The following is a 23,578-nucleotide window of genomic DNA, read 5'->3' as shown; positions in this document are numbered from 1 at the left end:
ATTAACCATTATTTCTAAGCATTTCATACATCAATTTTTACTTAACCATATTCTTTTCTTACATTGTTTACATTTATTCATTTTTATTCCTTTCATTTTTTAAATCATTTAACATTTATTGAACAAAATGCACGATTTTTAGGAATGTTTAAAGTGTTAAATATTTGACCAGTTACAATAATTTCATCATTTTTGTTTAATAAAATACAGCGTCTATAAAGTTTTGGGTTATTAAAAATTAAAGTAACGTAGTTTAATCCATTTCATTGACCACGAACACTATAATATAATTCTTTATTACCTTTTTCGTAATATTTTGCTTCAATAGTGTTACTCAGTTTTACTGTTAATTTGACATAATTTGCTTTATCTTTCATTTTTATAATTCCTTAAATAATATTGAATATGCTTATAAGCATCTTGTTCATGTTTTGTTAATTTTATATTTCCTTTATAATTTTCTATTTTAGTTTTATTTTTTGGTTCACTTTCTAAATAATCTCAGTTCATAACATCTTCTACTAATACCATTAATGCACCAATAATTTTGGATGTTGCTAATGGATTAGTTAATAATTGTTTTGAGCTTAAAAAGAAATTTTCTACAATAACTAATATTTTTTGATTAATAAATTGTTTTTTAATTAATTTAAAATATTCTTTATATATATATTTACTTTCTAAAACTGTTTTAGTTTTGAATGTTTCATTAAAAACAATATTATTAGTTTCATTTGAATATATAACAATTCCATTATTACCAATTCCAGCGGGGTCAATTCCAATAATTAAGTCATATTGCATTATTAATCAAATTCATTGGATTTTATTTTATTAATTAAAACTTGAATAATATCAATTGAACCTTTTAATTTATTTAAATAAAATGTATCTTCTTCTTTTTTAAATTCATCTATATAATGACCCAAAAATATATTTAATGAACAAATTAAATTTTCCTTATATTGATTAATTACTTCTTTTTTAAAAATTTCTCTTAATTTTTCTATATTATTTAAATGTTCTTTTGTTATTTCTTGATTACGTTTTTTATTATATTTATTAATAATTTCTTGGTCTTTATAAGAAAATGGTTTTTGTTTATTCATATTTATACCTCCTACTTAACCTAACATTTAAAATACAGTCATAACAAATTGCTTTACTATTTTTATCTCTTAAAAAATATTTTCTTGTTTTTATATCATTAGTATTAAAGAATAAATAATCTAATTTATTTTGTTTACATGTTCAACAAAAATACTTTTTCATTATGAATTGAAATTTCTTTATAAGAAGTAACTATATAATTAATTGATAAATCATCATGTTTATATGGATTATTTATTTTAAAACCTTTTCTGTTTTCTTCTCACGTAATGTTATATTTAAAACAAGGATTAGTAATTTTAGTTTTGTTATCTGTTATTTCACCCATAAATCAACTATTATGCTGTTCATAAAATATTAATGATTCAAGTTTTATATCATTAAGATAATTATTCTTTTGGAGCGGTTGGTTTATTAACAGTTATTTTTTGGTCTTTAATATATGGTTCTAATAATTTTATTAATTCATTACCACTTAATTCTCTTTTAATATTTTCTAAATTAAAAACTCAATATGTATATTTATCATCAGCAATAAAACTATTATTTTTAACCATTCATTTTGGACATTGTAATTTATATTCACCATAATCAATAAGAATAGATTGTGGTCTATCTTTAACAATTTGTTCTTTTTTAAATTCTATTTGCATAATAATCCTTTCCTAATATGTTCTGTTGCTTCTAGCATAAAGAACATATATTTTGATTTTTAGATTATTAATAATACTACTATTCGTTTTATTCATTCCAGCAATTCTGGGCTCAAAAATAAATTGTGAAATTTTAAAAAACATTGAGGCATTCGATTCAATATTTATTTAATTTGTGTTAAACAAATTAATATTTTAATTGAACCGGCACCGCTCAATTTTTTTTACAAGTTTGAAATTTATTTTCTCGCCCAAAAAAATTTTTCAAAAAAAATAAAAAATAAAACCAACACTTGCTCACTGGGGAGTGGCAAGGTTGGTTAAATAAATAATAGAATTAATACAATAGGTCCCTACAACAGGTCTATATATACTAGTTTCCAATTCGCTCCCACCCCAAGAATTACCATTAATGGTTAGTATATTTTATTAGGTATCACTCCACTTTTTATTTATCCATGCAAGTCCACATGCTAGCTACTATTTTTAACAACTGTGTTGTAGTTCACTTTTTTAGTTCCTTAACACGTGTTGATAATAGTATTAAAGAGGGTTATTAAAAATTTTAAAATTTTACAATTACAAAAAAAGACAAGATTATTTCTTGTCTTTTTCCTTGATAATAATTTTAATTTAACTTACAAAATGTATCTTTTATTTTTTTTAAAATACGTCGAATATTAAATTTAAGGGTAAAAGAGAATTTAATTTGTCTATCATCATTTTTAAATGGTAATTTTGAAAAGAATTTATTTTTATAGTAATTCATCTTCCTACTTTTTTGGGAACCTCCCGATTTTCTTTTTCACTTTTAATCATTATGATAGCACTATTACGATCTGTTTTTTCTGCTGTAGTTATGTAAATTGCATGTGGTAAACCTTGCGTATCAACTGCAATATGACGTTTTATTCCTGAAATCTTTTTACCAGCATCATAACCTTTATTTTCAGTAGTATCTGTATTTTTAACACTTTGCGAATCAATTATACAAAAACTAGTTTTTTCTTTTCGATGATTCTTAATACGAATCTTTTTAACTAATTTTTTTTAAAATTAATTGCAATACACTAGGTTCTTTATCATTGTTTTTACTTCAAATTTGGAAATAATAATATACAGTTTGTCATTTTGGAAAATTTTTTGGTAACATTCTTCATTGACAACCACTTTTTAATACATATAAAACTGCACAAAACACTTCATATAAATCTAAATTTCTTGGTTTTGTTTTCTTTTTGCTGTTTTCTAAAGTTGATTTTATGTTCTCAAATTGTTCTTTAGTAACATGACTTGGATAATTTTTATGCATATATACCTCTTATTTTAAAATATATAGTAATTTTACATTATTTTCTAAAAGATTCTAAACAGGTTCTAAGAGAAAACATTGATGTCATGTTTGTCACTTTTGAAGTGTCTCAGTTTGAAATGTCTTGGTTGAATTTTGAGCTACCAGAAAACATTTCTCTCAAAGATGTTATTTCTGATGGTAGTTTGTCAGGTACTTTTTCAATTATTCTTGGCATTTTAACCACTTGAATTTCACCTTGTTGATTTTTATAAAAACCAATTTGAACAACCTCTTTACTTTCTATCTTTGACAAATCTTCTATATTAGTTTTTATTTCTTCTCCATTTTCATTTTTGTAAATTGTATCTTGTTGTGTTTTGTATGTTTTTGGAGGGGCCACTTAGCCCTTTTTACTAGACCATTAATTTAAAAAATCTGAATGTATTCTAAAAACAATTGTGTTATATAATGAACACTAATTTTGACCTGAAAGGATTTTTATTAATGGATAAAATTAAACAAATAGCATTAATAATTAACAAATTAAATATCAAAGAAAAAATTAAAATTATCGATGATTGCAAAAATCAATATTCAATTAGAAACTTATGTCAATATCTTCAATTAAACAGATCAACATATTACTTTTTAAAAAATAAACAAAAACTTATTAAAAAAGAAAAAAATCATATTATTAATTGCAATCATAAATATCAAGAATTATGCCAACTTTTAATCGAATTTCATTCTACAAGAAAAGGTAGAATTTATGGATATTTAAGAATTTTTTCAGCTTTTAAAGAGTGATTAAAACAAGAGAAAAATATCATTTTAAATATAGAATTATCAACAAAACAAATGCGAAAAATTATGAAAAAACACAATATTCAAGGATTAAAACAAACTAAAAATAACTATCCTAAAAACAAAAAAAATCCAAATAAGTGAATACCTACAATGGATAAAGTAAACAAAGATTACAAAAGTACAACCGCTTCAAATCAAATTTGATCAATGGATACTAAACAAATAAACACCAAAGAAGGTTGACTATATCTTTTTGTAATTATTGATTTTTATTCAAATAATGTTGTTAGTTATAATACATTTTCAAATAAATCATATCAAGATTTAATTCTTCCTGCACTTGAAAAAATAAACAACCAATTTTCTTGAAATCAAATAAAAAACGTTATTTTACATTCAGATAACGCCAACGAATTTTATTGTCAAGAAATTACAAAATGAGCAAAAAACAAACAAATAATTTTAAGCAAAAAACAACCATATGATATTGGCGGTAATGTCATATCTGAAAATTGATTTTCACATTTATCTCAAGAATGATTGCCTAAAGACTCAAATCAATATTTAACAATCAATGAAGCTATTAATGATGTAAATCAATATGTTATGTTTTATAATTATGAAAGAATACATTCTAAATTTTTAAAACCACCAATATTACAAATAAAAATTTAGAAATATCTATCAAAATATGGTCCAGTAATTAGGGCTAACCACCGTACTACAAAAGAATGTAATTCATTACGTTTTACAACTTCAACATTTGCATTTATGATTGTTTTGATTGCAGAAGCAAATTTTTCACCAGTATAGCCAGCATCTACTATTATTTTTTGAACTGTAGAAAGATTTTCTTTTTCACTTTTAATCATTATGATAGCACTATTACGATCTGTTTTTTCTGCTGTAGTTATGTAAATTGCATGTGGTAAACCTTGCGTATCAACTGCAATATGACGTTTTATTCCTGAAATCTTTTTACCAGCATCATAACCTTTATTTTCAGTAGTATCTGTATTTTTAACACTTTGCGAATCAATTATACAAAAACTAGTTTTTTCTTTTCGATGATTCTTAATACGAATCTTTTTAACTAATTTTTTTTAAAATTAATTGCAATACACTAGGTTCTTTATCATTGTTTTTACTTCAAATTTGGAAATAATAATATACAGTTTGTCATTTTGGAAAATTTTTTGGTAACATTCTTCATTGACAACCACTTTTTAATACATATAAAACTGCACAAAACACTTCATATAAATCTAAATTTCTTGGTTTTGTTTTCTTTTTGCTGTTTTCTAAAGTTGATTTTATGTTCTCAAATTGTTCTTTAGTAACATGACTTGGATAATTTTTATGCATATATACCTCTTATTTTAAAATATATAGTAATTTTACATTATTTTCTAAAAGATTCTAAACAGGTTCTAAGAGTTAGTTATAACTTTTAATTATTTATTTTGTAATCCATAATTTTGTGTAAAAATAATTATTAAATCTTTGATAATACTTGTTTTTTTAAATAAGTTTCTATATAATTATTAATGCTTTAAGCAATGTAGTCCCGGTAAAAATTACACTGTAAGGAGAAAAAAATGCGTCAAACAACAATGAATTTCAGTAACATTGAAAAAAAGTGATATGTTATTGATGCCAGTGGTTTAATTTTAGGACGTCTTGCAACTAAAGTTGCAATGATATTGCGTGGTAAAAATAAACCTTCATTTACACCACATTTAGATTGTGGAGATTATATCATTATTATTAATGCAAACAAAATTAAATTAACAGGTAATAAATTACAAGATAAGAAGTATTATAACCATTCACAATATCCTGGTGGATTACGTGTACGTAATGCACAAAGTATGATTGCTAAAGATGCTTCTGAATTAGTAGAGATAGCGATTAAAGGTATGCTACCAAATACTACCTTAGGTCGTAAGCAATTTACACATCTTCATGTTTATAACCATGATCAACATCAACATCAAGCCCAAAACCCCGAAGTTTTAATATTAGGCCAAGAGGAGTAGACTTTTATGACAACATCTAATAAACCCGTAACTTATTCAAGTTCAGGCGGACGTAAAACGTCAACTGCCCGTGTTCATTTAAAAAATACTGGTCAATCAAAAATATTAATTAATGGTTTTGAGCCTTTAAAATATTTAGAACAAGAAATCTTAGTTCAAGATATGTTATTACCTTTAAAAGTAACTAATACGTTAGAAAACTTTGAAATTAATATCAAAGTTGAAGGTGGCGGAAGAACTGGTCAAGCTGGTGCAGCACGTTTAGCTTTATCTAATGTTTTAGTTAAGGTGTCAGAAGATTATCGAGTATTATTAAGACAATTTGGATTATTAACTCGTGATGCACGTAAAAAAGAACGTAAAAAATATGGTTTAAAAGCAGCCAGAAAAGCACCGCAGTTTTCAAAACGTTAATATAATAAAAAAAGAGTCTGAGACTCTTTTTTTATTACTATTATCTAATATTTTTTTATTATTATAGTATTACTAGAATTTTATATATTATTTTTGTTTATAATTTACTTTTTTATTTATATAACTTTCTTTTTTTTAAAATTTGTATTTCTTTAAATAAATTAGAGGTTTTTTTATTATAAACACTATATATGTGTAAAATAAGAATATCAATAATTTGTTTTAATAATAATGTAAAATTAATTTACAAAAAATTTAATAAAATTAAGGAAAGATTTTAATTTATGCAAAAGAAATTAAAAGAAAAAGAAAAGTTATTGTAGGAATGGTTGGTGGGGCAGTTTTGGCTGGTGGATTAATCGGGGGTATTATAGCAATTTCTGAAATATTAGTTCAAAATGAGGGGGTATATCAAGAAAAATTAAATATTTTTAATTGACCTGAATCTTATGGTGCAATATCAACTTTATTAAATATAAATAATGATTTATATGTCGGAACTAGTAATGGTGTATATAAAATTAAAGATAATGCAAGTAATACAAAAGATAAAATAATAACACCAATTAATGTTATTAATGGTTATATTTCTAGTTTAGTTGTTACTAATGATGGAACTGTTTATGTAGCAACTTTTGCTAATGGACTTTTTAGATATTCTCCTGAACAAAATATTTTGACACAAATATCAGAAATAACAGGAGAAGTTTATAGTTTAGTAGCTATGGGTAATAATGTATATGTTGGAACAAGAACTTCTGATTGTTATGGTAAGTTATTTATGATTGAATCTAATAAAAAAGTATCAGAAATTAAGGATTGAATTGAAACATATGGTGAAGTTAGAAGTTTAGCGGTTATTGATAATGATTTGTATATTGGTACTAAAACTGGTACATATAGTGGAAATTTATTAATATTTAAGCCTAATGGAATATTAGAATTATTAAAAAAATGAAATCAAAATAATGGTGAAGTTTGGAGTTTAATAGTTTTTGGTAATGATTTATATATTGGAAGTAGAAATCAACTATATGAAAGTAGACTATTTAAACTTTCTCTTAAAGGAGAAAAAAATAACAGAAACTATTGGTTGAAGAAATAATAAAAATTATGGTGAAATTTGAAGTTTAGCTGTTGTTAATAATGATTTATATGTTGGAAGTAGAGTTCAAGTTATTGATAATAAATTTTTTAAAGGTGGATTATATAAGTCATCTGATGGTGGTATTACTTTTACTGAAGTATTTGGTTGAAATAAAGATTATGGTGCGGTAGTAAGTTTATTACCTGCAGATAATAATTTATATATTGGAAGCAAAAACTATAGTGATAAAACTAATCAAAATTATCAAGGGAAGTTATTTTTTAAAAGAATAAAATATTAAAAGAATAAAATAAAATTATTAAAAAAATAAAAAACATTATAATAAAAATATTATAATATTTAGAAAATATTTAGTTTTTAAAATATTAATAAGATAAAGTATATTAATAAAAATTAATGAACATAGTAATTATTAATAATTTCACAATTTTCGATTGCATCTCAAAAATTATTATTTTTTTCTTTTATTTTAAAAATAAAAATAATTACTATGAATAGAAATACTGTATATAATAAAATTGGAACGATAATTATACAAAAGATAACTCCAATCTGTAATTGAATTCAAGGATAGTAATTATCAGGAAAATGATTTAAGTTACAGAAAGAACTTGCCGAAGTGCTAATAGTATAACTTAAACCAAAATGTTTTAATATTGTATATCCATCTTTAAAATTTGAATGACATTGTTCCTTATTATCGAATTTAAAATAAAAGTTACTAAATCAAATTAAGTATAAACCAGTAATTGTAATTAAAACCGTGATTGCAAATAATATTATAGTTGTTAACTGTAATATTTTAACTTTTTTCATTTTGATACCTCTTTAAATATAAAAAAAACATTTTTAGATAATAAAAATAATAAGTTAAGAACTATATTATTTTATGTAAAAATGATAACAAATTTATATTGTTTTTACAATTATTGATTGTATAAGCAAAGTTTTAATTAATTATATAAATGAATAATATTAAGAAAATATTTGAATATTTTCTTAATATTATTTTGATTTATTAATTTGATTCAATATTCTACTTGCATCTAAATTAAATGGTATTACAATAATTTCATAGTGAATAATTTCGCGATTAGGATATCCAAATTTTGTCACTATTTCTTTAAAACTTAGATGAAATAGTGTTGCTAATTCTAATGTTTCAAATGCTTTATATTTTATGTCATCACTTTGATTTGTTTTATATTTTAATAAATAAATTTCTTTGAGTTTTATTTTCATTTCATTTTTATTGCCATTCATTTTTTTACCTCTCAAACTTATATAATTTAACAAGTAAATTATATATAAATTATATCATTTTACTTAATTCATATTTAGTATTTTTTATTAAAAAATTTTAATAAATATACAATAAAAATATGATTATGAAAACGTAGGTGATTTTGCAATAATATCATCATTAATTTTCTCTATATTCTCATTCTCATTTATATCTTTTATATCATCATCATTTAGTGTTGCTTCTTTTCCTAAATTTTGATTTCATTTTTCAATTTTTAAGATATGTATTTTAATCTTTGTCATTCTGAATCCCCTCTTAATAAAAACCTTGTATGAATAAATTATACAAAAAATTTTTTTTAATTTTAAAAATATTAAATAAAAATTAAATAAAATATTGTTATTATATATTGCAATCGTGCTTGAACAAATATATAATATCTCTGTTGCTCTTTTTGGGACTATAGCTCAGCTGGTTAGAGCGCACGCTTGATAAGCGTGAGGTCGATGGTTCAAGTCCATTTAGTCCCACCATTATATGTGAAATTATGAAATAAACAGTTTTGTTTATTTTTTTTTATTTAAATCAAATTAAAAATTATAATAAAGATGTAAATCAATTGATTTATTAAGAATATAAAAAGTTATATTAAAAACCTATGATTAATCAGATATTTTAATTAGTGATAGGTTTTTAGTAATTGTTATTTTTTTGTATGTTTTATATTATTAATTTTTTTTATTTTTGAATTATAAATTAATATATAATATATCAGTATATTAGTATTAAGTATATTAACCATATAGTAATTATTATATTTAAGTAGTTAGGAGAATGAGTATGAAAAAACAAGAAATATTAAAACCAGTTATTAATAGTTCTTTAGTTGAAGATGATGTTAATGCTAAATCAAAAGAAAAACATAAATTTCTAAATTTTATTAAATCATATTTTAAAAACTGACGTAATCATTATAACCGTAATGTAATAGTTAATCCCGAAGATGCTCAATATGCAGTTTTAATTCGTGATTTTACTAAACAGTTTAAAAAATTTAAAGCTGTTGATAATGCTATTATTAAAGTTAAAAAAGGTACTATTCATGGTTTTATTGGTCCAAATGGATCAGGTAAAACTACTACTATTAAGTGTTTAATTAGCGCTATGGTTGAAACACACGGTGATTTAATTATTCATGGTAAGCGTTCATGAACAGTTGAAGCAAAAAAACAAGTAGGTTATATTCCAGAAGCTGCAAGATTTCCTAAACGAATTACTACTTATGATTATTTAATTTCAATGGGACAAATTAGTGGTTTGAAATATAAAATTGCTAAGGAAAAGACAGAAATGATTTTAAAGGAATTAGATTTATGGAAATTTAAAAAACGCAACCCTAATGCTTATTCTTCGGGTATGAAGAAAAAGGTGTTATTAGCACAATCACTATTAAATAATCCAGATGTCTTAATTTTAGATGAACCAGCCGCTAATCTTGATCCAACAGCAAGAACAGAATTGTTTAATGATTTAAGAAAGCTTCGTGAACAAGGTAAAACTGTTTTTATTTCATCACATATTTTATCTGAATTACAAAATTTAGCCGATGAAGTTACTGTTTTAAATTATAGTAAAGTTGTTTATACAGGATTGGTTAATAAAACTGATTCATTATATGAAATAAGTTCTAATAATAACAATAATAAATTAATGAAGTTATTAATAGATAAAAAATTTTCAGTAGATGTTAATGAAAATCGTTTATTGGTAAATATTAAAACTGAAGCACAAGTTGCAGAAGTATTAGCAATTGCTTTAAGTGCTAATATCATCATTACTTATTTAAAACCATATACTGTTGATTTGCAAACAATGTATGAACGAATTGTTATGGAAGCTAATGATAAAAATAAGAAGGGAGAAAAATAATTCCAATATTTCGTTATACTTTTAAAAAGATGATTGCTACTCCTTCAACTTGAATTATTTTTATTATAACTTTAATTTTTCTTGCTTTATCTTGGTCTTTAATTTCGTTATTTGTGGGTTCTGAAGCAATAAAACAATTAACTTATAATCAAGCATTAAACTTTTATGTACCACAATGAAAAGTATTATCGTTCTCGGTACTTTTATCAATTATGATTTTTGTATTTATTTCAGTTAAAGCAACACAAGTTTTTCGTGATGAAATTGATGATGGTACTTTATTGATTTTAGTATCAAAGCCAGTTAGTAGAATTAGAATTTGAACTGAAAAGTTATTATCTTTACAAGTGGTAATTATTTTATATTTATTTTTATCTATTTTTATTGCTAGTTTTGTTATTACTATTCCTGACATTGGTAGCTCAACTATTTATAATGCGGTATTTCCTTATTTATGAATTTTATTTGGTGTTGCTATTATTTTTGATTTAATTATTTCTTCAATTGCTATTTTATTTTCATTAATTTTAAATGCTAAGGCTTTAGTTGCAATTATGATTGGAATGGCTGCCTTATTCAATATTTTTGCGACATTAATTAATGGTTTAGTAACATTTGATCCTACATATTATGTTGTTTCACAGTCATTAGCAGTTTATAATAATGTAAAAGCTAAATTAGATAAAACTGATATTGATTGAATTAATGACGTATATAGAAAAGACCCAACAACTATTATTGAATCTATTCAAAAGGCTATGTTTAGTATTTACGATATATATATTAAAGAAGTTAAGTATCCTAATAATTATGATTATCAAAAAGAACAAACAATAGTATTAGCAATTAAGAATGGTAGTACTAGTACTCCACCAACTGCTGATGCTCCTAAGGACTTAGTTACTCATATTTACAATATTAGTAATGCTTTTCGTCAATGAAAAGAACAAAGTTTTGAAGAATTAATGACAGGTAAAAAAGTTGGACTAGATAACCTTGGTCCCAAAAGATCAAATGGTGTTGGTAGCAATAATGTTGATTATTCAGTAAATCTTATGATTACGGGTTTAAATACATCTCTTTCTCAATCACAATATGATGCTCTTAATACTAAGACATCACAAGTTAAAGCAATGCGTTATTTAAATATTTTTTATCAATTAAAATATATTTGAGATGGAATATCGACTGAACAAAGTTCAATCTTTGCTTATCCAAGTGAGTATGCTATGACAGCAGATCCTTATTTAGTTAGTTTTAATAAAGTTAACACAAATTATCAAGTTGATACCAATAAAGCAACTAATAGTAAAATTCTTAATTTTCCAGTTTTATTGACTGTGTATGTTTTGCTTGGTATTGGTTTATTTTGTTCTTCATGATTAGTATTTAATCGTAGAGATTTTACTTAGCAGTTTAGTATCTTTTATAAAAAATTTCAAACCTCATTATTTAAATGATGTAAAATTATTATTATAATATAGAGCAAATTAATGATAAGGGTGAAATTATGAAAATTAGTGGATTTAAAATTAATAATAGAGCAAATCCACATAAAATTAGTAATTTTTTTGCTACTAAAAAATGGTATTTATTAGCATTAATGATTATTATTCCGGCAGTATTGCAACAAATATTATCAGCATCAATGAATTTACTAGATAATATTATGGTTGGAGAATTAAAGGATAGTTTTATTAGTGATTTAAAGCCAATGAATGAACATATTAGGGATATTTTTACTTCATTAGGACTTTGAGATAATTGAAGTTGATGAAAAGATAATGGTTTAGAACATTTTTATCATTTGCAATATTCAGCAGGACAAATTGCTGTTTCGGGAGTTACTGCTTCTAATCAAATTTTTGTTATTATTTATGCCGTTATGGGAGGTTTTATCAACGGTGTTAGTATTTTTGGTGCTCAATTTTATGGAGCTGGAAGATATGGTTCTTTAAGACAAACAGTAAGAATGAGAATTATTTTTGGATTTTTAATTGGAGTGATAGTTATTATTTTATCTTATACAGTGGGTGAATATTTAATTTCTTATACTACTAGTCCTAGTAGTGCATTGGATAAATTTAATCAATTATGTGCTGCTAAAGGATTAACTCTTAATGATATTAATGAGCTAAAGGACATTTTAAATTATAATCATGCTTTTGATGAAAATTCACTTATTGATTTTATGAATGTTCATAATATTGATAAAAACGATCCCCAATTTGTACAAATTATTTTACGTTATTATGAATTTCATTCAGCATCTTTAGCAACAGCACAAGGTATTGATTATAATCAATGAATTGTTTTTTCTTATCCATTGTTAGGAATAAACTTTGCTTTTGTTTCAGTATTTCGTGAAACAAAACGTGGTTATATTCCATTAATATTAACTTTTGTTTCAGTATTTATTAACTTTTTATTAAATTTGTTATTAATTAATGGTATTGGTGCAGTTGCAGGAATTGGAGCACGAGGTTCAGCAGTTGCTACTTTAACAGCGAGAATTGCTCAGTTGGCATTAATTAGTAGTTTTATTATATGAAAGAAATATGAATTTCAACCAAAAGTTTTGAAAATGTTTAAGATTAGGGGTGATTTATTTAAAAAAATTATAATTAAAACATGGCCATTAATGTTAAATGATTTATTATTTGCAGTTGCTACGACAATGATTATTAGATTAATTTCGCAATGAAGCTTTGAAGCATTAAGTGGTTCGGCAATTGCTTCCACGATTAATACCATGTTCTATACTTTATATATTGGATTTGGTATTGCTTCTTCGGTGTTAATTGCCAATCGTTTAGGTGCCGATGATTTGATTGGTGCTAAATATAATGCTAAACATTTAATTAGGTTAGGCTTTTTTGTTTCATTATTTTTTGCTGGTTTATTAGTTTTATCTTCATTTTTTTTACCACAATTATTATTTAATGCAACAACAGAAGCCTTACGAATTTCTAGTTGAATGATGCGTGTTGATGCTATAGTTTTTAGTGCTTATACTATTTTGTATACTTGTATTTATGCATTTCGTGCTGGTGGCTTAGCAATTACTGTTTTACTTGTTGATAGTTGTTTTACTTGATGTTTTTCAATATTAATTTTATTTATTGAGGTACATTATAGTCCTTTAGATATTGTTTATATTTATGCTATTATGCGTTCTTGTGATGTTATTAAAATGATTATTTCTTTATTTATTTATCATCGTGGTAAATGAGTAAGAAATTTAGCAAGTAGTATGAATAAAGTATATCCAGAATCTCCACCAGTAATTGATATACCAAAAGCAAAAGATAAAGTTGATATTGCTAATTTCTAAAGATTGAAAATTTCTTTAATATATAATTTAAATAAACGCCATAAAAGGCGTTTATTTAAATATGTTTAATTTTTAAAATTTTATTATTCTTGAATTAGTTGGCTTTATTCTTTGCTTATAATTTTTTGTTGGAATATCATTTTCATATTTACGTAGTGTTTGTTCTCAAGGGATGTCTTTTTCTTTTTGTTTATTAATAGGGTTAGATATTTGTGGTTTTGGTTGTATTTTTAGAGGTACTGAAATATCTGAATTTAAAGAATCTGTTGATGTAGATTTTGAATTAAAGCCTTCATCACTACTGTTAGATAATAATTGTTTTTCCAAATCACAAATTTTTTCAGTAAGTTGAAATATTTCTGATTCAAATTGTTCAACTATTTGCTCATTGACTTCGACAATTGTTTCTTTTTCTTGCTGTTCTTTTTGATTTATTAAATCAATTAATAAATTATTATTATTATTTAACAAATTATTTTTATCTTCTAATAATTTGTTTTCATATTCAGTTATTTGATTAATATTAGTTATTAAATTTGCGTATTTTGTTTGTTTTTCAATATAATTTGAATTTAAAATATTAATTTTTTGTTGATTATTTAATTTTGTTTTTTTAAATAATTCACAATTTATTTCTTCTGTTTCAATTAAATTATTAATACTTTTATTTTTATTTATTTTTCCAAATGAAAAAAGATTAATAAAAAAATTTTTAATTTTGTTAATTTTTTGTTCCTTTAATTTATAGATTTGAATATTAAATTGAAATACTTTATCTTCTATTTCTTTATTTTGTTTAATTCAAAATTGAATAGTTTTTTTATAATTATTAATTTCTTTTTCAATTTTCTCACTTTTTTCAATAAGTTTTATTTTTTCTCCTTTTAAATTTAGTAATTGTTTTTTAATTTTTTCTACAGTTTCATAATTTATTAAATATGCTTTGTTAGTAAATATTTGTTCTTTTTTAATTGTTTTCATTTTGTCCCCCTTTTAAAATAAAAACCTATTTGTTAAAAAATAAAACAATAGGTCAAAAACTATATCTTTAGTTTACAAGTATTATATCTAATATTTTTTTGTAAACGAGAAATTACTTTATTTGTAATATTTATTATAAGAAATTATTTTAGTAATAAAATGAAATATTAAATTTTATTAAAATCAATATTTGTGATAGTATTATTAATAATTTAATATATAGCTAACTAAAGTAATGTTTACTCATAAATAATGTAAAATAATAATATGTAATTTAAACAATTCTTGCACTTACAAGTATAATTCAGCAATAATTAAAATAGATTAGGAAGATTAAATTATGCCAAAACCATACAGTGAGGACTTACGAAGAAAAGTAATAGAAGTTTATGAAAGTAAAAACATGAAAATTAAAGAAATTTGTAAAGTGTTCAATATCACTAGAAAGACTTTATTTTTATGAAGAAAAAGAAAGCAAAAAACCGGAAATATAAAACCAATTTTGAATTATCAAAAAGGACATAGCCACAAAATAAAGGATTTAGATGAATTAAAAAATTATTTAGCAGAAAATAAAGATGTTACAGTTCAAAAAGTAATTGAAAAATTTGGTGATATGACAAAAGAAACAGTTTATAACTATTTCAAAAAACTAAATTATACATATAAAAAAAACTTTTCTATATGAACAAAGAGATAAAAATAAACAAGAAGATTTTTTAAAAGAAATAGCGAAAATAATGAATGAAGATTTGGTATATATTGATGAATCTGGAATTGATGATAATGAATTTTATAAATATGGTTGGTCTGAAAAAGGTAAAAGATTATTTGATAATAAACCTGCATATAAAATAAAGAGAATGAGTATAATTGGTGCACTAAATAAAGGTAAATTAAAAGCTCTATGAGCATTTGAAGGACATTGCAATAGTAAAATTTTTGAATCATATGTTAAAAATATACTAATTCCAGTATTAAAGTGTGGACAAATTATAGTTTTAGATAATGCGACGTTTCATAAATCTAAAGCAACAAAACAATTAATTGAAAATGCTGGATGCAAACTATTATTTCTTCCACCATATTCTCCTAATTTAAATCCAATTGAACATTTTTGATTTGCTATAAAACATAATATAAGAAAAATATTACCAAATTATTGACCAAATATTAAAAACGCGATTGATTTTGTTTTTCAAGATATGAGTAAACATTACTTTAGTTAGCTATATGTTCATTACTAATATAAGTATTTTTTATTTATATTAGTTTTTTATTAAATTATATTAATCAGAAGGATATTTTTCATAGATTAGAAAGAGAGAAATAAAAATGGATATTAGTAAATCTTCATTTGCTTCTTCAATGCAAGATGAAAATAATTATGTAGTGGAAGTTGTTAAACCTTCACTATCAAGAAAAAAAGTTTTCGAAAGAAATTTAAAAAAAATTTTGTAAAAAATTTACCTATAATAACTGCCGGTACTGCTACAGTAGTAACATTAGCGGTTGGTGGAATTGATGGCTTTCAATGTTCTGATTTAGGAATAGCAGCTAGTGCAGGTACATCTGCTGCTATGATGGGTGCAGTTATTAAAGCTACGATTAAACAAAATAAACAAGAGAAAGTAGAATTAGAAGATGAGAATAATGAAAAATCAAGTATTCTTCAGAGAAAATTAGAAGAATTACAATTAGAAACAGTAGGAGCAAAAATTCTTAAAAAACAATTAGAAAGAACTAAAGTTGAACTTGAATTAGTTAAAGCAAGAGAAGAATTAGCAAAACTTAATAACATAACTAGTTTAAATATTACTTCATCACCGATCCCTCAAGAATTTAATTTAGCAAAAGTAGTAAATGTAGAAACGAGTAATAGTTGTTCATTATCAATTCATAAAAAAATAAGTACATATAGCTAACGAAAGTAATGTTTACTCATAAATAATGTAAAATAATAATATGTAATTTAAACAATTCTTGCACTTACAAGTATAATTCAGCAATAATTAAAATAGATTAGGAAGATTAAATTATGCCAAAACCATACAGTGAGGACTTACGAAGAAAAGTAATAGAAGTTTATGAAAGTAAAAACATGAAAATTAAAGAAATTTGTAAAGTGTTCAATATCACTAGAAAGACTTTATTTTTATGAAGAAAAAGAAAGCAAAAAACCGGAAATATAAAACCAATTTTGAATTATCAAAAAGGACATAGCCACAAAATAAAGGATTTAGATGAATTAAAAAATTATTTAGCAGAAAATAAAGATGTTACAGTTCAAAAAGTAATTGAAAAATTTGGTGATATGACAAAAGAAACAGTTTATAACTATTTCAAAAAACTAAATTATACATATAAAAAAAACTTTTCTATATGAACAAAGAGATAAAAATAAACAAGAAGATTTTTTAAAAGAAATAGCGAAAATAATGAATGAAGATTTGGTATATATTGATGAATCTGGAATTGATGATAATGAATTTTATAAATATGGTTGGTCTGAAAAAGGTAAAGATTATTTGATAATAAACCTGCATATAAAATAAAGAGAATGAGTATAATTGGTGCACTAAATAAAGGTAAATTAAAAGCTCTATGAGCATTTGAAGGACATTGCAATAGTAAAATTTTTGAATCATATGTTAAAAATATACTAATTCCAGTATTAAAGTGTGGACAAATTATAGTTTTAGATAATGCGACGTTTCATAAATCTAAAGCAACAAAACAATTAATTGAAAATGCTGGATGCAAACTATTATTTCTTCCACCATATTCTCCTAATTTAAATCCAATTGAACATTTTTGATTTGCTATAAAACATAATATAAGAAAAATATTACCAAATTATTGACCAAATATTAAAAACGCGATTGATTTTGTTTTTCAAGATATGAGTAAACATTACTTTAGTTAGCTATATATATAAAAATGTAAATAAACAATTGAAAAGGATAAAAGATATGAAAACAGAATTGCAAAATTTAAATGATTGTAATAATGAAACTGTTGTTATTGCAAAAAAACTTTAGATAAAGAAAATAAAAAATTTTATTGAAAAACTGGTATTCAAGCTGTTATAAGTACTGCTGCTATTACTGGCTTGTTTGTAAGTGGTGTTGGGTTAGTACCAATATCTATTTTTTCTGGAAGTGTAATAATTGGTAATACACTTTCAATTTGAGCAGAAAGAAAAAGAAGAAAAAATGTCAAAAAATTTTTTCAAGAATTAAATAAAAAATTAAATAAGGAATTAGAAATTAGTAAAATAAGATCAGAAATACAAAAAGAAAGATTAGAAGCAGAAAGATTAGAAGCAGAAAATTTAATTAAGCAAGAAGAACTTGAACAATTAAAGTTAGAAATAAATGAAAAAGAATTAATTATTTTAACTAAACAAATAGAATATAAAAAAATAGAATTAGAAAAAAGGAAGATAGAAGCAGAAAATTTGATTAGGGAAAAAGAGCTTGAACAATTAAGTCTAGAAAGAAGTAGGGTACAACAAGATATTTTAACTAAGCAGTTAGACCTTGCAAAATTAGAAATGACTACCACGTTAGAAACAGATAAAACATTAGTACAACCTCGATTAAATGGTACATTAAAAGTAGAAAGTTTATTTGATATTTTAGAAAAAAATAGATTAGCAAAAAAAGAGAGTAGAAGGAAATTTTTTGAAGATGAATCATTAGATGAAAGATTAAATATTGAAAAAATTAATAAATCAGAATCACAAAATCAACAATCTTTAACAAAAAATTATTCGCAAGAAAGTTGCAAATTTAAAGTTTATTAAAAATATTATGATACATTTTTATTAAGTTAAATCTAAATTTTAATTTTCAAGAAATATTTTTATAAAGGTTATATTTTCATTTATATTTCATAATTGTCGTTAAACATGTTAATCATCATTTATGATAGAATTTAATATATGAGATTTTAGAGTTGTGAGGTTTTAGTATGGAAGTGTCAGCAGAGAATTATAGAAACATTAATTCTCATAATCGTTGAGGAATTATTGTTAGTTCGGGATTAATGGCAATAACTTTGATTATAAGTTGAGTATTATGACTTATACTTTATCGTACTAATGTTAATGAGATTTTAGTAATTTTAACTGAAGTAATTAATAGTAAAGGCATTACATTTACTCTTACTTTTCAGATTTTAACAATTTTTACTTTAATTTTTTCGGTTATTACTCTAGTGTTTATTACAATTCCATTTATTTTTTTAAATAAATATGGAGTAATAACTTTAGTATGAGCATTAATAGTAGTAGTAATTTCGCTTGTCTTACTTATTAGTTCGGGATTATTAATAAGTTATGGTTATAAAAAAATTTATAGTTATGTTATGGACAAAAAAATTATTAATGTTTTATTTTTTATTTTACCTTGAGGCTTTGCATTAATTAGTAGTTTCTTTTTAGTACTTTTTTCTTTATGATTAATAATGGCTAATTTAAGAAATAAATCAAAAAAAGCATTATCATTGACAAATAATAATGCTTTATCAGCAACAGAAATACCCGCAAGTGTTGAACAAAATTCTCTTTTTGGTGAACAAACTATTGGACCATCATTTACAGATCGATTTTTTAATGAACATGATAAATCAACACAAGGTATAAATATAGTTATTAATAATACTGGTGGAGGTGCACTTCCACAATCAAAATTACTTGATAATCAAGTAACTAGTAATCCAAATCCTGTTCAAACTAATAACAGTAGTAATAACAGTAGTAATAACAGTAGTAATAACAGTAGTAATGTTGTTAATAGTGAAGTAACTTGAACACCACAACAAATTGAAGAAGTATGAAATAAAGGAGAAATTATTGATGATTATAATCCACAGTTATATCGAAAAGACTATGCGGGTGCGCTAATGTTTAAAAATAACTTTATTAGTAATGTTAAACTTAATGATGATCCTAAAAGTTATAATTGAACTATTATACATCAACGACCTTTATTTCATGGAGGTACTTCTGATATTAGTAATTTACAACCAATGAATAATACTAATGCTATTACTAAAGGTAATAATTATCCACGTTGAAAAACAGCTATTACTTTTAATGGAAAACAAAATTTTTTAAAACAAAAATCATGAAAAGATAAAAAATAGAGTATTAATCATTAATTTAACTGAAGATGATATTAAGCATATTATAAATATAATTGGTATTTTGCTTAGTTGTTAATAATTTAAATTTAATTACACTATTATCTTTTAAAATTTATTTGTTTATGGGAAAATGTATATAATAATTAAAAGATAGGAGCAATTAATCATGCAAGTTATTGTCCATGGAAAAAATATTAATATTACTTATGAAATTAAAAATGCTGTTGATAAAAATTTTAATTATTTACAAGAAAAGTATTCTAAATATATTAAAAAAGATATGATTGCTAAAGTTGGTATTGAAAGAAATAGTAATCATACATATAATATTTCCGTTCATATTCAGTTATTAAATAATAATTTTTTACAGTGTTTAGTAGAAAATCACGATCTTTATGTTGGCATTAATAAAACATTAGTTCCGTTGGAAAAACAATTAAGTCGTTTAAAAACGGTTGCTGATAAAACTGGTGCTGAAAGCGTTGGTCAATTTATAACTAAAGAAATTCTTGATGATAATAGTGAAGTTATTATTGACGTAACAGAAAATAAAGATTAAAGAAAATGTTTATGAAAGTATACAATTATTAGCATTAGTTTTTTTATGTAAATATGATGCATCATATTTTTCATTTTCTGCATCTTGTGCTTTTTTTTGTAAATTTTCTTCTGGTGTTATTTTTAAATTTCGTTTATAAATATTTGTATCCATTTTGTTTATTATTAAAATGGCATATTCAAGACTTTTTTTTATTTCTTTAATTAATTGTATATTTAAATTATCTTGATAGTTTTTTGTTGAAATATGTTTCTTTTTTTTGTTATCTCTAATTCTAAAATGTTTGATATAGTTATAGTAATAAAAAATATAATAGAGATTTTTAAAAGTATTAATAATTTTTTTTGTATATTTTTCAATAAAAAAATCACTAATATCACTATTAGTTGCGTTATCTTTTATACAAATTTTATAAAAAATTATAGTTAAAGTAGTTGTATTATTAAATACTTCACTTACTTCTTTTTCAATTTCTTTTGTTAATTTTTTATTTATTGTTATTAGTGGAATTTTAATTTTATGATGTGTATCATAAAATTCTTTTATTAATGTTTCTAAATCCATATTTTTTGTTTTATTAAATTCATTAGCAATTTTTTCATTAGTCAAAAATGTAATAAATTTTTGATCTAGAAACCCATTGACTGTTGTATAAAAATATATAATTTTTTCTATTAAAGTTTTGAATATATATTCACAAAAAACTTTAGCATATTCAGTGGGATCTGGTAAATAATTAGTAGATATTTTTAACATATTATTGTTCCTTTCAAAATCATTAAATTTTATGTATATAAAATTTCAATACTTATTATAGTTAACACTTTTGAATGTTAACAATTAAATATTATTTTATATTATAGCTAACTAAAGTAATGTTTACTCATATCTTGAAAAACAAAATCAATCGCGTTTTTAATATTTGGTCAATAATTTGGTAATATTTTTCTTATATTATGTTTTATAGCAAATCAAAAATGTTCAATTGGATTTAAATTAGGAGAATATGGTGGAAGAAATAATAGTTTGTATCCAGCATTTTCAATTAATTGTTTTGTTGCTTTAGATTTATGAAACGTCGCATTATCTAAAACTATAATTTGTCCACACTTTAATACTGGAATTAGTATATTTTTAACATATGATTCAAAAATTTTACTATTGCAATGTCCTTCAAATGCTCATAGAGCTTTTAATTTACCTTTATTTAGTGCACCAATTATACTCATTCTCTTTATTTTATATGCAGGTTTATTATCAAATAATCTTTTACCTTTTTCAGACCAACCATATTTATAAAATTCATTATCATCAATTCCAGATTCATCAATATATACCAAATCTTCATTCATTATTTTCGCTATTTCTTTTAAAAAATCTTCTTGTTTATTTTTATCTCTTTGTTCATATAGAAAAGTTTTTTTTATATGTATAATTTAGTTTTTTGAAATAGTTATAAACTGTTTCTTTTGTCATATAGCTAACGAAAGTAATGTTTACTCATAAATAATGTAAAATAATAATATGTAATTTAAACAATTCTTGCACTTACAAGTATAATTCAGCAATAATTAAAATAGATTAGGAAGATTAAATTATGCCAAAACCATACAGTGAGGACTTACGAAGAAAAGTAATAGAAGTTTATGAAAGTAAAAACATGAAAATTAAAGAAATTTGTAAAGTGTTCAATATCACTAGAAAGACTTTATTTTTATGAAGAAAAAGAAAGCAAAAAACCGGAAATATAAAACCAATTTTGAATTATCAAAAAGGACATAGCCACAAAATAAAGGATTTAGATGAATTAAAAAATTATTTAGCAGAAAATAAAGATGTTACAGTTCAAAAAGTAATTGAAAAATTTGGTGATATGACAAAAGAAACAGTTTATAACTATTTCAAAAAACTAAATTATACATATAAAAAAAACTTTTCTATATGAACAAAGAGATAAAAATAAACAAGAAGATTTTTTAAAAGAAATAGCGAAAATAATGAATGAAGATTTGGTATATATTGATGAATCTGGAATTGATGATAATGAATTTTATAAATATGGTTGGTCTGAAAAAGGTAAAAGATTATTTGATAATAAACCTGCATATAAAATAAAGAGAATGAGTATAATTGGTGCACTAAATAAAGGTAAATTAAAAGCTCTATGAGCATTTGAAGGACATTGCAATAGTAAAATTTTTGAATCATATGTTAAAAATATACTAATTCCAGTATTAAAGTGTGGACAAATTATAGTTTTAGATAATGCGACGTTTCATAAATCTAAAGCAACAAAACAATTAATTGAAAATGCTGGATACAAACTATTATTTCTTCCACCATATTCTCCTAATTTAAATCCAATTGAACATTTTTGATTTGCTATAAAACATAATATAAGAAAAATATTACCAAATTATTGACCAAATATTAAAAACGCGATTGATTTTGTTTTTCAAGATATGAGTAAACATTACTTTAGTTAGCTATATCACCAAATTTTTCAATTACTTTTTGAACTGTAACATCTTTATTTTCTGCTAAATAATTTTTTAATTCATCTAAATCCTTTATTTTGTGGCTATGTCCTTTTTGATAATTCAAAATTGGTTTTATATTTCCGGTTTTTTGCTTTCTTTTTCTTCATAAAAATAAAGTCTTTCTAGTGATATTGAACACTTTACAAATTTCTTTAATTTTCATGTTTTTACTTTCATAAACTTCTATTACTTTTCTTCGTAAGTCCTCACTGTATGGTTTTGGCATAATTTAATCTTCCTAATCTATTTTAATTATTGCTGAATTATACTTGTAAGTGCAAGAATTGTTTAAATTACATATTATTATTTTACATTATTTATGAGTAAACATTACTTTCGTTAGCTATATATAAAATTACAATTGTTAATAAGTGGTTGAACATTAAATTTAGTTATTAAGAAGTTAATATATT

The 23,578-nt window shown here is 23.1% G+C and carries 34 protein-coding genes, 1 tRNA gene and 2 pseudogenes; 20 read left to right on the top strand and 17 right to left on the bottom strand.

The annotated features are described in order from the left end of the window. Positions 1-83 precede the first annotated feature (83 nt). The 8 genes and pseudogenes from AACL11_RS00260 to AACL11_RS00225 form a co-directional block, all read right to left on the bottom strand. Positions 84-377, bottom strand: a complete 294-nt coding sequence (locus AACL11_RS00260; protein WP_338961240.1) for a hypothetical protein — start codon at positions 375-377, stop codon at positions 84-86. Beyond that, entirely contained in the window at positions 367-804 is a 438-nt protein-coding gene (locus AACL11_RS00255) for a hypothetical protein (RefSeq protein ID WP_338987778.1), read from the bottom strand. Before AACL11_RS00255 ends, AACL11_RS00260 begins: the two co-directional genes overlap by 11 nt. 2 nt (positions 805-806) lie before the next feature. Continuing rightward, on the bottom strand, positions 807-1,109 hold the full coding sequence (locus tag AACL11_RS00250; protein ID WP_338986568.1) for a hypothetical protein: 303 nt from the start codon (positions 1,107-1,109) through the stop codon (positions 807-809). Positions 1,110-1,243: 134 nt separating this feature from the next. Continuing rightward, positions 1,244-1,438 (bottom strand): hypothetical protein, encoded by a 195-nt coding sequence (locus AACL11_RS00245; protein ID WP_338987777.1) that lies wholly within the window; start codon positions 1,436-1,438, stop codon positions 1,244-1,246. Between the two features lie 61 nt (positions 1,439-1,499). Further along, positions 1,500-1,763, bottom strand: coding sequence for a hypothetical protein (locus AACL11_RS00240; RefSeq protein WP_338987776.1), 264 nt, complete (start codon positions 1,761-1,763; stop codon positions 1,500-1,502). A gap of 663 nt (positions 1,764-2,426) precedes the next feature. Next, positions 2,427-2,582, bottom strand: coding sequence for a hypothetical protein (locus AACL11_RS00235; protein WP_338988534.1), 156 nt, complete (start codon positions 2,580-2,582; stop codon positions 2,427-2,429). Then, positions 2,577-3,075, bottom strand: a pseudogene (locus AACL11_RS00230) (IS5 family transposase); the annotation flags it as partial. The gene AACL11_RS00235 and the pseudogene AACL11_RS00230, both read right to left, overlap by 6 nt. A gap of 37 nt (positions 3,076-3,112) precedes the next feature. After that, a complete protein-coding gene (locus AACL11_RS00225) occupies positions 3,113-3,457 on the bottom strand; it encodes a BspA family leucine-rich repeat surface protein (RefSeq protein WP_338987775.1) in 345 nt (114 codons plus the stop codon). Positions 3,458-3,525: 68 nt separating this feature from the next. On the opposite strand from AACL11_RS00225, the gene AACL11_RS00220 reads away from it, so the two are divergent. Next, a complete protein-coding gene (locus AACL11_RS00220) occupies positions 3,526-4,539 on the top strand; it encodes an IS3 family transposase (protein ID WP_338986622.1) in 1,014 nt (337 codons plus the stop codon). 35 nt (positions 4,540-4,574) lie between these two features. On the opposite strand, the pseudogene AACL11_RS10500 reads toward AACL11_RS00220, so the two are convergent. Further along, positions 4,575-5,229, bottom strand: a pseudogene (locus tag AACL11_RS10500) (IS5 family transposase); the annotation flags it as partial. A 233-nt stretch (positions 5,230-5,462) separates the two neighbouring features. On the opposite strand from AACL11_RS10500, the gene rplM reads away from it, so the two are divergent. The 4 genes from rplM (at position 5,463) to AACL11_RS00190 (ending at position 7,705) form a co-directional block, all read left to right on the top strand. Beyond that, positions 5,463-5,903 (top strand): 50S ribosomal protein L13, encoded by a 441-nt coding sequence (gene rplM, locus AACL11_RS00205; protein WP_252319876.1) that lies wholly within the window; start codon positions 5,463-5,465, stop codon positions 5,901-5,903. A gap of 6 nt (positions 5,904-5,909) precedes the next feature. After that, positions 5,910-6,317 (top strand): 30S ribosomal protein S9, encoded by a 408-nt coding sequence (gene rpsI, locus AACL11_RS00200; RefSeq protein WP_252319874.1) that lies wholly within the window; start codon positions 5,910-5,912, stop codon positions 6,315-6,317. A gap of 325 nt (positions 6,318-6,642) precedes the next feature. Next, a complete protein-coding gene (locus AACL11_RS00195; protein ID WP_338987773.1) occupies positions 6,643-7,422 on the top strand; it encodes a hypothetical protein in 780 nt (259 codons plus the stop codon). Further along, complete coding sequence (locus tag AACL11_RS00190; protein WP_338987772.1) at positions 7,352-7,705, top strand: hypothetical protein; 354 nt, start codon at positions 7,352-7,354, stop codon at positions 7,703-7,705. The genes AACL11_RS00195 and AACL11_RS00190 overlap by 71 nt, the downstream gene beginning before the upstream one ends. A 113-nt stretch (positions 7,706-7,818) precedes the next feature. Here the strand turns inward: AACL11_RS00190 and AACL11_RS00185 are convergent, their stop codons facing one another. The 3 genes from AACL11_RS00185 to AACL11_RS00175 form a co-directional block, all read right to left on the bottom strand. Next, positions 7,819-8,241, bottom strand: a complete 423-nt coding sequence (locus AACL11_RS00185) for a hypothetical protein (protein WP_252319867.1) — start codon at positions 8,239-8,241, stop codon at positions 7,819-7,821. Positions 8,242-8,430: 189 nt separating this feature from the next. Next, positions 8,431-8,688 (bottom strand): hypothetical protein, encoded by a 258-nt coding sequence (locus tag AACL11_RS00180; RefSeq protein ID WP_281748997.1) that lies wholly within the window; start codon positions 8,686-8,688, stop codon positions 8,431-8,433. A 123-nt stretch (positions 8,689-8,811) separates the two neighbouring features. After that, positions 8,812-8,973, bottom strand: a complete 162-nt coding sequence (locus AACL11_RS00175; protein ID WP_252319474.1) for a hypothetical protein — start codon at positions 8,971-8,973, stop codon at positions 8,812-8,814. A 154-nt stretch (positions 8,974-9,127) separates the two neighbouring features. Here AACL11_RS00175 and AACL11_RS00170 point away from each other — a divergent pair. The 4 genes from AACL11_RS00170 to AACL11_RS00155 all read left to right on the top strand — a co-directional run bounded on the left by AACL11_RS00170 (position 9,128) and on the right by AACL11_RS00155 (position 13,934). Beyond that, positions 9,128-9,204, top strand: a tRNA-Ile gene (locus AACL11_RS00170). A 307-nt stretch (positions 9,205-9,511) separates the two neighbouring features. Then, the gene (locus AACL11_RS00165) at positions 9,512-10,600 is read left to right on the top strand and encodes an ABC transporter ATP-binding protein (protein ID WP_252319476.1); all 1,089 of its coding nucleotides are present in this window, start codon (positions 9,512-9,514) and stop codon (positions 10,598-10,600) included. A gap of 29 nt (positions 10,601-10,629) precedes the next feature. Next, a complete protein-coding gene (locus tag AACL11_RS00160; protein WP_338987771.1) occupies positions 10,630-12,012 on the top strand; it encodes an ABC transporter permease in 1,383 nt (460 codons plus the stop codon). Between the two features lie 98 nt (positions 12,013-12,110). Then, positions 12,111-13,934: an MATE family efflux transporter gene (locus tag AACL11_RS00155; RefSeq protein WP_252319480.1), complete on the top strand. Its 1,824-nt coding sequence runs from the start codon at positions 12,111-12,113 to the stop codon at positions 13,932-13,934. Between the two features lie 72 nt (positions 13,935-14,006). Here the strand turns inward: AACL11_RS00155 and AACL11_RS00150 are convergent, their stop codons facing one another. Beyond that, a complete protein-coding gene (locus AACL11_RS00150) occupies positions 14,007-14,915 on the bottom strand; it encodes a hypothetical protein (protein WP_338987770.1) in 909 nt (302 codons plus the stop codon). Positions 14,916-15,255: 340 nt separating this feature from the next. Between AACL11_RS00150 and AACL11_RS00145 the strand changes: the two genes are divergently transcribed. The 9 genes from AACL11_RS00145 to hpf all read left to right on the top strand — a co-directional run bounded on the left by AACL11_RS00145 (position 15,256) and on the right by hpf (position 20,625). Next, a complete protein-coding gene (locus AACL11_RS00145) occupies positions 15,256-15,615 on the top strand; it encodes a helix-turn-helix domain-containing protein (protein WP_338973555.1) in 360 nt (119 codons plus the stop codon). Further along, positions 15,572-16,144 (top strand): IS630 family transposase, encoded by a 573-nt coding sequence (locus AACL11_RS00140; RefSeq protein ID WP_338988471.1) that lies wholly within the window; start codon positions 15,572-15,574, stop codon positions 16,142-16,144. Before AACL11_RS00145 ends, AACL11_RS00140 begins: the two co-directional genes overlap by 44 nt. A gap of 106 nt (positions 16,145-16,250) precedes the next feature. Next, the gene (locus AACL11_RS00135) at positions 16,251-16,376 is read left to right on the top strand and encodes a hypothetical protein (RefSeq protein ID WP_338958999.1); all 126 of its coding nucleotides are present in this window, start codon (positions 16,251-16,253) and stop codon (positions 16,374-16,376) included. 119 nt (positions 16,377-16,495) lie between these two features. Further along, positions 16,496-16,840 carry a hypothetical protein gene (locus tag AACL11_RS00130; RefSeq protein WP_338987769.1) on the top strand — a complete coding sequence of 115 codons (345 nt, stop codon included), beginning with the start codon at positions 16,496-16,498 and terminating at the stop codon, positions 16,838-16,840. A gap of 113 nt (positions 16,841-16,953) precedes the next feature. Beyond that, positions 16,954-17,313 carry a helix-turn-helix domain-containing protein gene (locus AACL11_RS00125; RefSeq protein WP_338973555.1) on the top strand — a complete coding sequence of 120 codons (360 nt, stop codon included), beginning with the start codon at positions 16,954-16,956 and terminating at the stop codon, positions 17,311-17,313. Positions 17,314-17,475: 162 nt separating this feature from the next. Beyond that, positions 17,476-17,841, top strand: coding sequence for an IS630 family transposase (locus tag AACL11_RS00120; RefSeq protein WP_338987768.1), 366 nt, complete (start codon positions 17,476-17,478; stop codon positions 17,839-17,841). Between the two features lie 186 nt (positions 17,842-18,027). Then, entirely contained in the window at positions 18,028-18,723 is a 696-nt protein-coding gene (locus AACL11_RS00115; protein ID WP_338987767.1) for a hypothetical protein, read from the top strand. 167 nt (positions 18,724-18,890) lie between these two features. Continuing rightward, positions 18,891-20,066: a hypothetical protein gene (locus AACL11_RS00110; RefSeq protein ID WP_338987766.1), complete on the top strand. Its 1,176-nt coding sequence runs from the start codon at positions 18,891-18,893 to the stop codon at positions 20,064-20,066. A gap of 166 nt (positions 20,067-20,232) precedes the next feature. Beyond that, the gene (hpf, locus tag AACL11_RS00105) at positions 20,233-20,625 is read left to right on the top strand and encodes a ribosome hibernation-promoting factor, HPF/YfiA family (protein WP_174480838.1); all 393 of its coding nucleotides are present in this window, start codon (positions 20,233-20,235) and stop codon (positions 20,623-20,625) included. A 9-nt stretch (positions 20,626-20,634) separates the two neighbouring features. On the opposite strand, the gene AACL11_RS00100 is transcribed toward hpf, so the two are convergent. From AACL11_RS00100 to AACL11_RS00090, 3 genes are all read right to left on the bottom strand, one after another. Further along, a complete protein-coding gene (locus AACL11_RS00100; protein ID WP_338987765.1) occupies positions 20,635-21,234 on the bottom strand; it encodes a hypothetical protein in 600 nt (199 codons plus the stop codon). 254 nt (positions 21,235-21,488) lie between these two features. Further along, positions 21,489-21,989: an IS630 family transposase gene (locus AACL11_RS00095; RefSeq protein WP_338988525.1), complete on the bottom strand. Its 501-nt coding sequence runs from the start codon at positions 21,987-21,989 to the stop codon at positions 21,489-21,491. A gap of 28 nt (positions 21,990-22,017) precedes the next feature. Then, positions 22,018-22,173, bottom strand: a complete 156-nt coding sequence (locus AACL11_RS00090) for a hypothetical protein (protein ID WP_338987764.1) — start codon at positions 22,171-22,173, stop codon at positions 22,018-22,020. A gap of 49 nt (positions 22,174-22,222) precedes the next feature. On the opposite strand from AACL11_RS00090, the gene AACL11_RS00085 reads away from it, so the two are divergent. After that, entirely contained in the window at positions 22,223-22,582 is a 360-nt protein-coding gene (locus tag AACL11_RS00085; protein WP_338973555.1) for a helix-turn-helix domain-containing protein, read from the top strand. Continuing rightward, positions 22,539-23,111, top strand: coding sequence for an IS630 family transposase (locus tag AACL11_RS00080; RefSeq protein ID WP_338988523.1), 573 nt, complete (start codon positions 22,539-22,541; stop codon positions 23,109-23,111). Before AACL11_RS00085 ends, AACL11_RS00080 begins: the two co-directional genes overlap by 44 nt. On the opposite strand, the gene AACL11_RS00075 is transcribed toward AACL11_RS00080, so the two are convergent. After that, a complete protein-coding gene (locus tag AACL11_RS00075) occupies positions 23,104-23,391 on the bottom strand; it encodes an IS630 transposase-related protein (RefSeq protein WP_338987763.1) in 288 nt (95 codons plus the stop codon). The two genes, AACL11_RS00080 and AACL11_RS00075, sit on opposite strands and share 8 nt — an antisense overlap. Positions 23,392-23,578: the final 187 nt, after the last annotated feature.

The organism is Spiroplasma endosymbiont of Dasysyrphus albostriatus, from assembly GCF_964019495.1.
Lineage (GTDB): Bacteria > Bacillota_I > Bacilli_A > Mycoplasmatales > VBWQ01 > Spiroplasma_E.
The sequence above is the reverse complement of the archived record's forward strand: the minus strand, read 5'-3'. Positions and strand labels throughout refer to the sequence as shown.